General features: G+C 45.5%; 13 protein-coding genes, 1 tRNA gene and 1 riboswitch. Of the genes, 3 read left to right on the plus strand and 11 right to left on the minus strand.

Annotated features, from left to right (window positions below; genetic code table 11):
* Window position 1 precedes the first annotated feature (1 nt).
* Window positions 2–460 (plus strand): DoxX family protein, encoded by a 459-nt coding sequence (locus AB6D06_RS20495; RefSeq protein ID WP_017061322.1) that lies wholly within the window; start codon window positions 2–4, stop codon window positions 458–460.
* Between the two features lie 99 nt (window positions 461–559).
* On the opposite strand, the gene AB6D06_RS20500 is transcribed toward AB6D06_RS20495, so the two are convergent.
* Window positions 560–841 (minus strand): hypothetical protein, encoded by a 282-nt coding sequence (locus AB6D06_RS20500; protein ID WP_009848181.1) that lies wholly within the window; start codon window positions 839–841, stop codon window positions 560–562.
* 102 nt (window positions 842–943) lie between these two features.
* Window positions 944–2,143, minus strand: coding sequence for a multidrug effflux MFS transporter (locus tag AB6D06_RS20505; protein WP_198599892.1), 1,200 nt, complete (start codon window positions 2,141–2,143; stop codon window positions 944–946).
* A 101-nt stretch (window positions 2,144–2,244) separates the two neighbouring features.
* Here AB6D06_RS20505 and AB6D06_RS20510 point away from each other — a divergent pair, with 101 nt between their 5' ends.
* Window positions 2,245–3,186, plus strand: a complete 942-nt coding sequence (locus tag AB6D06_RS20510) for a LysR substrate-binding domain-containing protein (protein WP_008221529.1) — start codon at window positions 2,245–2,247, stop codon at window positions 3,184–3,186.
* A 122-nt stretch (window positions 3,187–3,308) separates the two neighbouring features.
* Window positions 3,309–5,099 carry an aminopeptidase P family protein gene (locus tag AB6D06_RS20515; protein WP_372111648.1) on the plus strand — a complete coding sequence of 597 codons (1,791 nt, stop codon included), beginning with the start codon at window positions 3,309–3,311 and terminating at the stop codon, window positions 5,097–5,099.
* A gap of 114 nt (window positions 5,100–5,213) precedes the next feature.
* Here AB6D06_RS20515 and thiH read toward each other — a convergent pair whose 3' ends face one another.
* From thiH to AB6D06_RS20560, 9 genes are all read right to left on the minus strand, one after another.
* On the minus strand, window positions 5,214–6,326 hold the full coding sequence (thiH, locus tag AB6D06_RS20520) for a 2-iminoacetate synthase ThiH (RefSeq protein WP_102428196.1): 1,113 nt from the start codon (window positions 6,324–6,326) through the stop codon (window positions 5,214–5,216).
* A 7-nt stretch (window positions 6,327–6,333) separates the two neighbouring features.
* Window positions 6,334–7,098, minus strand: coding sequence for a thiazole synthase (locus AB6D06_RS20525; protein WP_017072448.1), 765 nt, complete (start codon window positions 7,096–7,098; stop codon window positions 6,334–6,336).
* 2 nt (window positions 7,099–7,100) lie between these two features.
* Window positions 7,101–7,310, minus strand: a complete 210-nt coding sequence (gene thiS, locus AB6D06_RS20530; protein ID WP_017061316.1) for a sulfur carrier protein ThiS — start codon at window positions 7,308–7,310, stop codon at window positions 7,101–7,103.
* Window positions 7,307–8,089 (minus strand): ThiF family adenylyltransferase, encoded by a 783-nt coding sequence (locus AB6D06_RS20535; protein WP_372111653.1) that lies wholly within the window; start codon window positions 8,087–8,089, stop codon window positions 7,307–7,309. Before AB6D06_RS20535 ends, thiS begins: the two co-directional genes overlap by 4 nt.
* On the minus strand, window positions 8,079–9,371 hold the full coding sequence (locus tag AB6D06_RS20540; protein ID WP_017061314.1) for a thiamine phosphate synthase: 1,293 nt from the start codon (window positions 9,369–9,371) through the stop codon (window positions 8,079–8,081). Before AB6D06_RS20540 ends, AB6D06_RS20535 begins: the two co-directional genes overlap by 11 nt.
* Complete coding sequence (thiC, locus tag AB6D06_RS20545) at window positions 9,371–11,320, minus strand: phosphomethylpyrimidine synthase ThiC (protein ID WP_372111656.1); 1,950 nt, start codon at window positions 11,318–11,320, stop codon at window positions 9,371–9,373. The genes AB6D06_RS20540 and thiC overlap by 1 nt, the downstream gene beginning before the upstream one ends.
* 130 nt (window positions 11,321–11,450) lie before the next feature.
* Window positions 11,451–11,549, minus strand: a riboswitch (TPP riboswitch).
* Window positions 11,550–11,611: 62 nt separating this feature from the next.
* The gene (gene crcB / locus AB6D06_RS20550) at window positions 11,612–11,995 is read right to left on the minus strand and encodes a fluoride efflux transporter CrcB (RefSeq protein ID WP_004736665.1); all 384 of its coding nucleotides are present in this window, start codon (window positions 11,993–11,995) and stop codon (window positions 11,612–11,614) included.
* A 100-nt stretch (window positions 11,996–12,095) separates the two neighbouring features.
* Window positions 12,096–13,478: a multicopper oxidase family protein gene (locus tag AB6D06_RS20555; protein WP_372111659.1), complete on the minus strand. Its 1,383-nt coding sequence runs from the start codon at window positions 13,476–13,478 to the stop codon at window positions 12,096–12,098.
* A 319-nt stretch (window positions 13,479–13,797) separates the two neighbouring features.
* A tRNA-Trp gene (locus AB6D06_RS20560) sits at window positions 13,798–13,874 on the minus strand.
* Window positions 13,875–13,982: the final 108 nt, after the last annotated feature.

Raw genomic sequence — 13,982 nt, forward strand, 5'->3', positions numbered from 1 at the left:
CATGGATAACAACACAGTCACGAACATGATGGCTCAATACGACAGTTTGATTGAGAAATCACAGGCACTTTTTGTTCCAGTGCTTCTACTATTTTGTCGCCTTTGGGTGGCGTGGGTATTCTTTAATTCTGGACTCACCAAGATAGCTACTTGGGATAGCACGCTTTACTTGTTTGAATTGGAATACCAAGTGCCACTGCTACCTTGGGAATTGGCTGCTTACATGGGCACTGCCGCTGAGTTAATTCTACCGATGTTTTTAGCGCTCGGTTTATTAACACGACCTATGGCTGCGGTGTTGTTCGTTTTCAATATCATTGCTGTCGTGTCTTACCCTGTATTGTGGGATCAAGGCTTCTACGATCATCAGCTTTGGGGGTTAATGATTCTTATCGTTGTCGTGTGGGGCGCAGGACCATTCTCACTTGATAGAGTTTTGAAAGCGCAGTTCAGGAATTAAAATAAGTTTTCACCTCTTTTGAACTGCTAAAGCTAAATGCTACAGCCCAAACGCAAGAAACCAATCAATTGAGTGGTTTCTTTTTTAACTGGGATAAGCTTACTTATTTAGAAAAGCTTGTAGCTCTTCAGCAGAGATGCCTTGCTCTGCAAGTTCTTTTGCCAATAGCTGAACCTGCTCACCCTTACGAGACTCTACCACACGCTGAAATTGGTAAATGATATCTCGCAAAGTATCGATTGGAACTTGTTTTGCCGCACTGCGAATACGCTCTTCACTTTGGTTGCCTAGCTCTTTAAGCAGTTTACCAAACATGACCTTTTCAGGTGCATCTTCCATTTGTTCTAAGACGCGCGCCATTTCGTAGGTTGTTAATGACATTACAGTATTTTCCGTTGGGGACTAACGTTTCAATGAGTGACAAATATACCATGTTTTAACGTTTCGAAAACCGCCATTTGTATATTTTGTCACCCTTGTAACTTATGCCTTAGCAAACGTCGTGTGCCAAGACTTACCCGCTTTGCTCGCAAGCACTAATAACGCAGGAACAATCAGGAACATTTGCAGAGCAATCATCACTTGCGACGTTAAATCAAGACGTTGCATGGTACCCACAAGAAGCCCTGAACCGCTCATTTGGAACAAGCCAAGCAGCGCAGCAGCTGTACCCGCACGGTCACCGAAAGGTTCTAGAGCTTTACCTGCCGCAGCACCAAGAATCCAAGCAAAGCCAACTGACGATAAGAAGATCGGTAGCATGAACGCGATTGGAGTAGCGTGCTCAGCAAGCACCAACATAATCACACCCGCTAAGCCCAGCGTCGAGATACCAACCACCAGTGCTTTATAGGTACCAAAACGGTCCATAAATTTAGGTGCAGTAAACGCAGCTGCAATGTTGATGGCCGCATTAACACCAAACCAGAAAGTAAACTCTTTCATGGTTAAGCCAAGGTTCTCCATCAACACAACCGGTGCTGAGGTTACATAAGCGAGGATCACTGCCATCGCCATCAAACATAGAGTTGCGTGGAATAGGAATGAAGGTGTTTTTAATACTGACCAGTAGCGCTCTAGTTTGAACACCGCTACCTTTTCCGTCACCGGGTTCGATTCTTTCATTTGGAAGAATAAGATAGTACCGACAACGACGGCAAAACCCGCCATAAAGCTGAAGTTCGAACGCCAGCCAAATTGATGAGTTAACCAAGCGCCAAGAATCGGTGCCAATGCAGGAATAAAGCAAATAGCACCATTAAGGTAGCTGATCATTCGGCCACTCTTCTCTGGACCAAATAGATCGCGAACCGTTGCAAAGGCAGCTACAGAAGTCGCACAAGCTCCTAAGCCTTGTAGCAGCCGAGCTATTAGCATCATATCAATCGATTGAGCTGCCCACGCCAAGCAAGCACTCAATGCATAGATACTAACACCTCCCAATGCAACGGTTCGACGTCCTAGCTTATCCGCCAAAGGGCCGGCAAATAGTTGGCCGACACCCATGGCAAATAAAAACCAAGTAATCGTATCTTGTGCTAGTGCATGTTCCACGTGAAACGCTGTCGAAATTTGTGGCAGAGCTGGCAGGTAGATATCAATAGCCAAAGGGCTAAAAAGAACCAGCATTGCCAATAAAGCAACCTGCAGTTTACTAGGGGTTGGAAGCGCGTTAGAAGGCACAAGATTCTCCGGATGAGTTAATTTAGGTGCATAATAACCAACTAAAGATATGAACAAAAATGGCATATAATCATTAGCATTATTCCAATAAGGAAACTCACATGAATATCGAGAAACTATCGCGCCTCGACCTCAATCTACTAGTTTGCTTGCAGGTGCTAATGGAAGAGCTGAGTGTTACACGCACTGCACATCGATTGTGCCTGAGCCAGTCAGCGGTGAGTAAATCATTGGCCAAACTTCGCGAACAATTTAATGACCCTCTTTTTACGCGAAGTGCACACGGCCTACGCCCGACACCAAAAGCAGTGTTCCTTAAGCCACGGTTGGAAACACTGATCAATCAACTTGATGTGCTCACCCAACCGGAGACATTCATTCCCAACAACAGTGACCACAGTTTTCACATTGCAGCGGTTGAAAGTGTCTACCCGTTGATTCTTCCTCACTTCTTGCCCGCGATTTTTCGCCAAGCACCGAAGGTAAATATCAACACTCACGCTTGGACGGAGCAAACCTTTAAGAAATTACAGCTTGGTGAACTCGATATCGGACTCACGGGTAAAGACATCGACATCAACGACGCGCGTTTAACCATGTTGCCGCCAGATGATATTTGCGAACAAGAGATCTACCGAGATGCACAGATGTGTGTATTGAGACGTAACCACCCTGCTCTGAGTGGTCAATGGGATCTGGAAACCTACCTTGCACAACGTCATGTACAAGTAAGGTGTGATGGAAACGATCGCTGGCTACTCGATTACAAACTAGCTGACCTTGGTCACCAACGTGATATTGCTATCTCTGTGCCCGACTTCAACAGTGCGGCAAGCCTGTGTACCTACACCGACTTTGTATTTACCGCACCAAGCCACTTCACCCATCTTGTCGCGAAGCAACTCGACTTAGTGGTTGTGCCTCTGCCAATGGAATTTCCACCAATGGCATACACCCTGTTTTGGCACCGTGATAGAGAAAACGACCCAGCCTTAACTTGGTTGCGAGATATCATCAAAGAAAAAACTCTGCACCTCAGATAAAAATGGCGTTCAGCGTTTGCAGCAAACGAACAAAAGCGCTAGCTTATTGACCTAATAAGTCCCCTCGCATTTATATCGACTGTGAGTGTTAACAAGGACCCTAACAATAAGGATAAACACAGATGCACAATATCACTGCGGAACGCGTTACTGCGGTTCGAGCTTGGCTTGAAGCAAACCACTTAGATGCTGTTATCATTCCACATGAAGACGAGTACCTAGGTGAATACGTTCCAGCTCACAACGAGCGACTTCACTGGCTAACCGGTTTCACTGGCTCTGCAGGTGCGGCTGTTATCACTCGCGAAAACGCGGCTATTTTTGTTGATGGTCGCTATACCGTCCAGGTTCGTAAACAAGTACCTGGTGAGCTATTTGAGTATCGCCATCTTATTGAAGAACCGGCTTTAGATTGGATCATCAATTCACTCGCACAAGGCAGTAAAGTTGCATTCGACCCACGCATGCATACGGCGGCTTGGTTGAAAGGCGCACAAGCTAAACTAGCTGATAAAGTAGAACTCACAACACTAGCGGCAAACCCGATTGATGAGCTTTGGTCTGATCGCCCTGAGCCTGTTGTATCTGATGTTCGCCTCATGGCAACCGACGCCGTTGGCCAATCAAGTGAAAGTAAGCGTGAAGAAATTGCAAGCCTACTAAAAGCCAAAGGCACTGATGCCGCTATCCTTACTGAGCTGGATTCAATCTGCTGGTTACTCAACATTCGTGGTTTAGACGTATCTCGTCTGCCGGTTGTGTTATCTAATGCAATCATTCACGCCGATGAAAGTGTCGATTTCTTCTTAGACCCCGCTCGTATCCCTGCAGGCTTTGAAGCGCACGTTGGTAATGGTATTCGAGTTTCTCCCCCATCAGAGCTTGAAGCGCGTCTTCAGTCTCTAGAAGGTAACAATGTGTCTGTCGATTCAGGTACCAGTAACGCTTGGTACACGCTGGTTCTACAAAACTCTGGCGCTCACATCATTGAAGCAGCAGACCCGTGTCTCATGCCAAAAGCCGCTAAGAACGCAACTGAGATTGCAGGCATGAAAGCGTGTCACATTCGTGATGGTGTTGCGATGGCGAAATTCCTATCTTGGATTGATGCCGAAGTCGCGCAAGGTAACCTACACAACGAAGCGGTATTGGCTGACAAAGTACAATCATTCCGTGAACAAGACCCAACACTGATGGACCTAAGTTTTGACACTATTTCAGCTGCAGGCGGTAACGCAGCAATGTGTCACTACAACCACGAGAACCAACCTGAACCAGGTAAGTTAGAGATGAATACTCTTTACCTAGTCGATTCAGGCGGTCAGTACCTAGATGGTACAACCGACATCACTCGAACTATCGCGATTGGCCAGCCAAGCGACGAAATGATCCAGCAGTTCACGTTAGCGCTTAAAGGTCACATCGGTATCGCGCGTGCACGTTTCCCACAGGGTACTCGTGGTTTCCAACTTGATATTCTAGCTCGCCAACACTTATGGGCAGAAGGCTTCGACTACGACCACGGTACTGGTCACGGTGTTGGTCATTTCCTAAGTGTTCATGAAGGTCCGCAAAGCATCTCTAAGAAGCTAATCGATGTACCTCTTGTTGAAGGCATGGTGTTATCAAACGAGCCGGGTTACTACCGTGCAGATGAATTTGGTATCCGTATCGAAAACCTAGAACTGGTGGTTGAGCTGCCAACTCAAGGTGACTTCTCAGTACTAACGTTTGAGTCGCTAACACGTTGCCCTATCGATAAGCGCAACATCAACGTCGATTTACTGACACGACCTGAACTTGCATGGCTTAATGATTACCACCAGAAAGTATGGAACGATGTTAGCCCATTAGTTGAAGGTGATACATTGGAATGGTTACGCCAATCAACCACTCCACTTGCTCATGCTTAATGCTTAGCTAATTCAAACTTAATGAAATGAAAAACGGCTACCTTAGGGTAGCCGTTTTTATTTGTCGATTTAACTTCGTCGATGTTTCACGTGGAACATAAATCTGTGTGTTCGCTAACCAGAGTAAGCACTGTGCCAGTCTCGCCACACAGGATCAAAACCACGTTGACGAATCATTGACTCAACATCGGCAGCACTTCGCTCATCACTTATTTCAAATTGCTCGAGTTCTTCTTCATCAGAAGCATAACCACCAGGCTGGGTTTTAGACGCAGCCGACATACTGGTGATTCCCAATGGCAACACATTGTCGCGGAAAGCTGCAGACTCACGAGTCGAGAGAGACAATTCAACCTCAGGGTTTAATAAGCGATACGCACAGATAAGTTGAACCAACTGTTTATCACTCATAATCGATTTAGGCTGCAAACCACCCTCACACGGACGAAGACGTGGGAATGAAATCGAGTAACGTGTTTGCCAATAAGTACGCTCAAGATAGTCTAAGTGAGCGGCCACGAAGAAACAGTCGGTACGCCAATCTTCCAAGCCAATCAAAGCGCCAATACCTATCTTATCAATACCCGCTTTTGCCAAACGATCGGGCGTTTCGAGCCGGTATTCAAAATCCATTTTATTGCCACGCAAGTGGTGTTCCGCGTAGGTACTTGGGCTATACGTTTCTTGGTAAACCATCACCGCATCTAAGCCGAGAGTTTTAAGCTCTGCGTAGTCATGTTGATCAAGCGGCTGCACTTCCATCGCAAGATAGTTAAATTGTGCCTTAATATTCGGTAGCACTTCACGGAAGTACTTCATCCCGACCTTGGTTTCATGTTCACCAGTCACCAACAATACACTATCAAACTTCATCTTTTTGATAGCGGCACTTTCAGCATCGATTTCATCTAAAGTAAGTGTGCGACGCTTAATGCGGTTCTCCATTGAGAAACCACAATACGTGCACGCATTCGCACATAAGTTTGAGAGGTACAATGGAATATACAACGACATTGTATTGCCGAATCGCTTGCGTGTGAGTGCCAACGATTGTTGCGCCATCTGCTCTAAGTAAGGTTCTGCTGCCGGAGAGATAAGAGCCTTAAAGTCTTCCAAGTCGCGTTTAGGTTTACTCAGAGCGCGCTCAACATCCGCTGCCGTTTTACTGAAGATGGACATACCAATGTCATCCCAGTTGAGCTGTTTAAATCGATCAACAAACGTCATAAGGACACTACTCGTCTAGGAATGAAGTTAGCGGACTAGAAGCAACCGCATGAGACACCTGTCCAGCAAGACCAGAAAGGTAAGCCATACGGCCAGCTTCAACTGCCAGTTTAAAAGCAATCGCCATATCAACGGGTTGTTGAGAAGCCGCAATTGCAGTATTAACTAACACGGCATCCGCGCCCATTTCCATTGCACGAGTAGCATGAGATGGCGCACCAATACCAGCGTCAACAATCACAGGGACGTTCGCTTGGTCGATAATGATCTCTAAGAAGTCTGCCGAAGCGATACCTTTGTTCGACCCAATCGGCGCACCTAGCGGCATAACCGCAGCACAACCCACCTCTTCCAATCGTTTACACAACACTGGGTCAGCATGACAGTAAGGCAACACAACAAAGCCATCTTTAACCAGTTGCTCAGCCGCTTTTAATGTCTCAATTGGGTCTGGCATCAAGTACTTTGGATCAGGGTGAATTTCCAGTTTGAGCCAGTTTGTGCCTAGCGCTTCGCGAGCCAAATGCGCAGCAAAGATGGCATCCTTCGCGTTCTTCGCCCCGGAGGTATTTGGTAACAAGTTCACGCCAGCATCAATGATGGGCTGTAAAATATCATCTTGCTCAGAGCGAATATCAACTCTCTTCAACGCCATGGTTGCCAGTTGAGAACCGGAAGCTTCGATAGCACTCGCCATTAAATGTTTATTCGCGAACTTGCCCGTTCCAGTAAAGAGTCGTGATTGAAATGTTTTATCTGCGATAGTTAACATAGTTAGCCTCCTGCAATAGCTTGGAAAAGAGAAATAGCATCGCCTTCATTGACGACCCTTTGTTGCCACTGACTACGCGGGACAACCGCATTATTGATAGCAAAGACACAACCCAGATCGGGTAGTGAAAGCGCTTGGATGATATCCGCTAGAGACGACGATTGTGCAACCTGTTCTGGTTGCTCATTGATAGAGATCGTTATGTTGCTCATTGGGTTTCTTCTTCTAAATAGTTAACTGTAGATGTGCAGCAAACGGGGCATTCACTATCTTGAGTGACACTTAAGTTTTGCCAGTTCATCGTCTGACCATCAAACAGTTTGAGCTGATGTGTTGCAACCTGGAACTCGCCAGTGCTAATACGTTGAATCGCTGCCAGTGCTTGGAGGTTGCCTATGGTGCCAACAACTGGGCCGATGATGCCGCTATCGCTACAACGTGTCGTTTGTGGATGATGACTGAACGGGAACAAACAGTGATAGCACCCTTTCTGCATCTGATAATCAAAGACAATAAACTGACCTTTCCATCCGATCGCGGAACCAGAAACCAAAGGTGTCTTGCTACCATAACATGCTTGGTTAACCTGCTGACGTGACTCAAAGTTGTCAGTACAATCCAACACCAAATCAGCGAGCATCACCTCAAGCTCAAGCTGGCTCTGAGTCATTCGCCTATTGATGGTTCTCACTTGGTTTCGACCATTAAGCTCAGTCAGTTTTTGCTTCAGAGCTTCGACCTTAGGCGAACCTAACTGGCTTTCCTTGAACGCAACTTGTCGTTGAAGGTTAGACGAATCCACACAATCATCATCAACTAATACGATTTTCCCGATACCGGAAGCCGCAAGATAGAGAGCCGCAGCATTGCCTAAGCCACCACAACCGATGACCAATACATGGCTATCTAATAGATTGCGTTGCCCTTGCTCACCCACTTCAGGAAGTGCGAGTTGTCGTTGATAACGAATGAATTCGAAATCATTCAGCATGACTTAGCTCCTGAGTTACCTCTTTAGCAGCACCTGAAGAACGGTCAGCCATTAATGCTTCGAAGAACTCAATCACTTGTTTTGGGTCTTCGGCTAACGTAATCGCACGTACAACAGCAAGGCTCGATACCCCACAACTCCACACCTGTGCGGCCGTCGACTGGTCAATTCCACCAATCGCAACTGTCGGATAACCGGTGAGTTCTTCTGTGTATGGGATAGTATCAATCAGCTGCTGATAGAGAGATAAACGCACAAGTCCTTGAGGCTTCGATGGCATCTGCTTAGTGGTGGTTGGGAATATATGCCCCAGCGCAATATAGCTTGGGTTGATTTGCACAATGCGTAGCAACTCGTAATAACCATGAGTCGATAGACCGATCTTAATACCAGCTTGGCTCAGTTGAGATAGGTTGGATTCTTCGATGTCCTCTTGCCCCAAATGAACACCAAAAGCATCATGCTTAAGTGCCAATTGCCAATAGTCATTGATAAAAACCTGAGCGTTGTGCTCTCTACCGAGTTCGATAGATCGCGCGATTTGTTGTTCTAAATCTGCTTGCTGTGGGTTCTTAATACGCAGTTGAACTGTGTTAATTCCAAGCTTGAGCAGCCTTTCGATCCACTCAACATCATCAACCACTGGGTATAGTCCTAGGCTACTCTTACTCAATTCCGGGAACGACAGTGATGTTCCTTGGTGCGCCCAACCAACACTAATATCCAGTCGCTCATCTTCGAGAACGGGAATAGGAAAGTTTTGATAGTTTGCTGGCCATGTTCCACGTGAAACACTAGATGCTGCGCGAGCTAAAACCAGTGCATCTTCTAATGGGAATTCCAACGCCAACAAAGTAAGTAACCAAGCAAAGTGGCCACGACTATCTAACTCCTGATGAGCTGGAGTTTCACTCTTGATAGCACGATTAGAATCTAGCTGTGACCAGATATCCAATGCAGCTGAGTCATCTAAGACACCGATATAGATGGTATTCGGAGTTTGTGCCAAGGCATCGCGGACACCAGCTAGCGCCACTGAATGACTGTAATAAACGATATGATCAAGCTCACTTGAGCGACACTCCGCCAATGAATCAACATCATGAGCAAAACCAATAGATAACGCTTGCTGAGCATCAACGATAGAGAAGCATTGAGTTGGGCTTACACCCAACTCAACTGCATCGGTTGCCAAGCCTTGTCGCTTAGCAACCAATAGACAGCTTTGCACCTCTCCCGTTAGCTCAATATTTTGAGATGGGATAAGAATCTTCACTGTCATTATTCCTCTGATTGAGCTTCTTTTGCGCCTACTGCTGGGTGATAAAGTTCAGAGCCAGTATCACGGAACTCTTGTGATTTCTGACGCATCCCTTCCAACGGATTATCAAGCATCTTAATCTCGATAGCCTGATCAGCAGCCACTTGTTCAGTGTCTTTCGCGTACTCTCGAACTTCTTGAGAGATCTTCATTGAACAGAATTTAGGTCCACACATAGAGCAGAAGTGAGCAACCTTGCCCGATTCTTGTGGCAGGGTTTCATCGTGGAAAGAACGGGCTGTTTCAGGGTCTAAAGCTAGATTAAATTGGTCTTCCCAACGGAATTCAAAACGTGCTTTAGATAATGCATTATCTCGGATTTGTGCGCCTGGGTGCCCTTTCGCAAGGTCCGCTGCGTGTGCTGCTAGCTTGTAAGTAATCAAGCCAGTCTTCACATCTTCTTTATTTGGTAAGCCTAGGTGCTCTTTAGGGGTGACATAACACAGCATCGCACAGCCGTACCAACCAATCATGGCCGCGCCAATACCAGAGGTAATATGGTCGTAACCAGGGGCAATATCTGTCGTCAATGGGCCTAAAGTATAGAAAGGCGCTTCATGACAGTGCTCTAACTGCTCGTCCATATTCTCTTTAATCAGGTGCATTGGTACATGTCCAGGGCCTTCAATGATCACCTGAACGTCATATTCCCAAGCCACTTTAGTCAACTCACCTAGAGTACGTAACTCCGAGAATTGAGCCTCATCATTAGCATCTGCAATTGAGCCCGGGCGTAAACCGTCACCTAATGACAGAGCAACATCGTACTTCGCACAGATCTCACAGATCTCACGGAAGTGGGTATAAAGGAAACTTTCTTGGTGATGAGCAAGACACCATTTCGCGATGATGGAGCCGCCACGAGAGACAATACCAGTCACACGTTTAGCGGTCATAGGAACGTAGCGAAGCAATAAGCCTGCGTGGATAGTAAAGTAATCAACACCCTGCTCTGCTTGTTCAATCAAGGTATCGCGCATCACTTCCCAGTTAAGGTCTTCCGCAACGCCATTCACTTTTTCAAGCGCTTGATACATAGGAACCGTGCCAATTGGTACTGGGCTATTACGTAGGATCCATTCGCGAGTCTCGTGAATATTACGACCAGTAGAAAGGTCCATCACGGTATCGCCACCCCAGCGAGTCGACCATACTAGCTTCTCAACTTCTTCTTCAATCGAAGAGCTTACTGAAGAGTTACCGATATTAGCGTTCACTTTCACTAAGAAGTTTCGACCAATAATCATCGGTTCTGATTCTGGGTGGTTAATGTTTGAAGGGATAATAGCTCGACCTTCAGCAACCTCTTTACGCACGAACTCAGGAGTGATCTCTTTCGGTAGGTTTGCGCCAAAATTATGGCCAGGGTGTTGATGGTTAAGCTGCTCATCAGCGAACTTCTGACGTCCCATGTTCTCACGTATGGCAATGTACTCCATTTCAGGTGTGATAATACCCTGACGAGCATAGTGCAGCTGAGTAACACATTGGTTGTCTGTTGCGCGACGAATTCTAGGCAGGTTGCCGTAGCGAAGGTCGTCTAGAGTTTCATCTTCTAAACGTTCTTTGGTGTAAACAGAGCTTACGTCGTCTAACAGTTCCGTATCACCACGCTCTTCAATCCATTGCTCTCGCAACTTAGGAAGACCGCTATACAGGTCTATTTGATGTGTAGGGTCTGTGTAAACACCTGAGGTATCGTAAACTTGAATGGGTACATTAGGTTCGAATACAAGCTCTTTTTTGGTACCACCAACAAGGCTATCAGCGAGTGATATTTCTCGGACAGGGACTTGAATGTCCTCTCGAGATCCTTGGATGTAAGCTTTTTTTGAGTTTGGATAAGGTTGTACAGATAAAGAATCAATGAAATTCTTCGCTTCCAGTCTTGCTTGTTTACGACTCGACATAGCATTTTTCCTTGGCTTTTAGCCATTATTTATAGGGATAAAAATGCTTGACGGATAAGATGCTACAAGAGGGATCACAGCAAGAAAATGCAGTTGTGATCTGGAGATAGATCTCTAGAAGGATTCTAGTTAGATATCTACTCTTGTTCCCTTCGCAGGTATTAGCCTGATCAGGTTCAACGGATCCCGAGTTAACGGTCTCAGCCATATGGCACTCCGACAAGTACGATCGAGTATATAAAAACGGCTTGGATAAACCAAGCCGAGTTGTTAACAAATCGTAAGAAAGTTTTAAGACTTTATCAGAAGTTGGAAGCCGATCCATGCGGCTGAAATACTGAGAACCACATTGAGCAGTACATTGAGCCCCATCTTGAAGAACGCACCCTGCTGCATAAGAAGCACGTTATCCATCGAAAACGTAGAAAATGTCGTCAGGGCTCCAAGGAAACCAAGACCGATAATTTGTCTCCACGGCTCCGTCGCAACCATCTCATTTTCAAACGCGGCGATGAGCAATCCCATAATCAAAGAGCCAATTACGTTAACAGTCAGCGTACCGTAAGGAAAACCACGCCCTAACATCACAACGCATAACTCTGAAATCAAGTAACGTGAACAAGCACCAAACGCGCCACCGATGGCGATAAAACCTAGAATAGATAACTGACCCATGAATCCTCCCAAACAATAATCCCTATATTCTAGCTTTAACGCCGATAAAAGCGAGGGTAGAAACTAAGAATGCATGCGCAAATATTAAACGTTACAGGTGTCACTTAACTTCAATATATCCCATCAATCCTGTTTTCATGTGCTCAATTACATGACAGTGGTACATCCAGCGTCCGGGGTTGTCTGCAACAAATGCAGCTTTAGCTCGGCCATTTTTTCCAAGTAACACTGTATCGGTATGGAAAGGCTCTTCAATTTTTTTACCATCAAGTTCCAATACAGTAAATGTATGACCATGAATATGAATCGGGTGATGATATTGAGTGACGTTCTTAAGATCGAATATGTAAGTCTTACCCAACTCTAAAGTCGCCAATGGTTCAGGAATATTGTCTTTGCTCATTCCTTCCCATGCTCTTTTATTTGTTAGCCAAAACTTAGGCATCGATTTTCCATCTTTGGATACTGGAGAAACAGCCCCTTCCCATTCAAATAAAAAGTCGATCTCTTCAGCATTAGCAAGATCTAGGTTGGGCACTGGATTCAATGGTAGTAATGGTAACGAACGTCCTTGAGCAAATGCTGAATCTACGACTTCAAATTCACACAAAGAAAATGGGAAACGCCCCTTCATATGGAGAACGTTAACTCGCTCACCAGCTTTAGGAGCGATCAGTCCGATATCAACACGCATCCCTGGACCGATTTTATGTTGAGTCAGTTTGTAAGGCGTTTTTACAGGGTTACCATCGATGGCAATCACCCATGCCTCAGCCCCTTCGATAGCAATAGGATAAGTGATCGTATTATCGACATTCGCGATACGCAGTCGAGTCGTTGCGTGCTGCTTTAATTGGTATACAGGTTCATGAACACCATTAACGCTACTCCACTCTCCTGGAGTGCCCATACGAGCACTGAGTCTTGGAATCATTAAGTCTTTCCATTGACCTTGCTTATCGATATGCCAATGTTTAAGCATCAATGCGTGTTCTTCATCGAACCGTATTGGATTACTCTCTTCTACGATAATAAGGCCAACTAAGCCCTTACCAAGCTGTTTAACGCTATTCATATGTGGGTGATACCAAAATGTGCCAGCATCTGGCGGCGTAAACTCATAAATGAATGTTTCACCTGGCATGATCGGTGGCTGACTTAAGAAGGGAACACCGTCCATTTCGATAGGAATTCTTAAGCCATGCCAATGGATAGTCGTCGGCTCTGATAGCTTATTCGTAAAACGAATTGTGACCTTTTCACCCTGTCGACATCGAATCGTCGGAGCTGGGATCTGTCCATTAAAGGCTAAGACATTGGTATCAAATCCCGCTACTAACTCAGCCGTTGAAGGTTCAGCAGTTAAGTCATAAACATACTTTCCTTGCTCATCAGCAGACCGCTTCATTGAACAAGCGGGTAGTACTGTTAATGCAGATATAGCGAGAGATGATTGAATAAACTTACGACGGGAAATATCCATATTTGTTGCCTTTTAGTAATAACGACCAAAATGTAACAAAATATTGAGAATAATTCTCATAAAGAAGTGTGGATTGTGTTGTTAATTGCTTATAAAAGAGACTGAGATAAGTAAGCACTTACATTTCTAAGACAATATTCTATTCAAGGTAGGTAATTATCAATTAAAAATCGAACAAATATAAATCAAAAAGACTCTAGGATTTCTGCTTCGATGGGGATCAATATAGTCGACTTGGCTGACACTCCGGTCCTCAACGTCACTTTGAAAAAGTGACAGATACAAAAAAGCTCCAGCATTTCTGCTGGAGCTTTAAATATGGCAGGGGGGGAGAGATTCGAACTCCCAACACGCGGATTTGGAATCCGCTGCTCTGCCAATTGGAGCTACACCCCTAAAACTTTCATTACTTCAGATTCGAAAAAACCTCGCACTAGGCGAGGTTATCGAATAAGTGGCGGAGTGGACGGGACTCGAACCCGCGACCCCCGGCGTGACAGGCCG

It is taken from the genome of Vibrio sp. 10N.239.311.G01, from assembly GCF_041465805.1.
Taxonomy (GTDB): Bacteria; Pseudomonadota; Gammaproteobacteria; order Enterobacterales; family Vibrionaceae; genus Vibrio; species Vibrio crassostreae_C.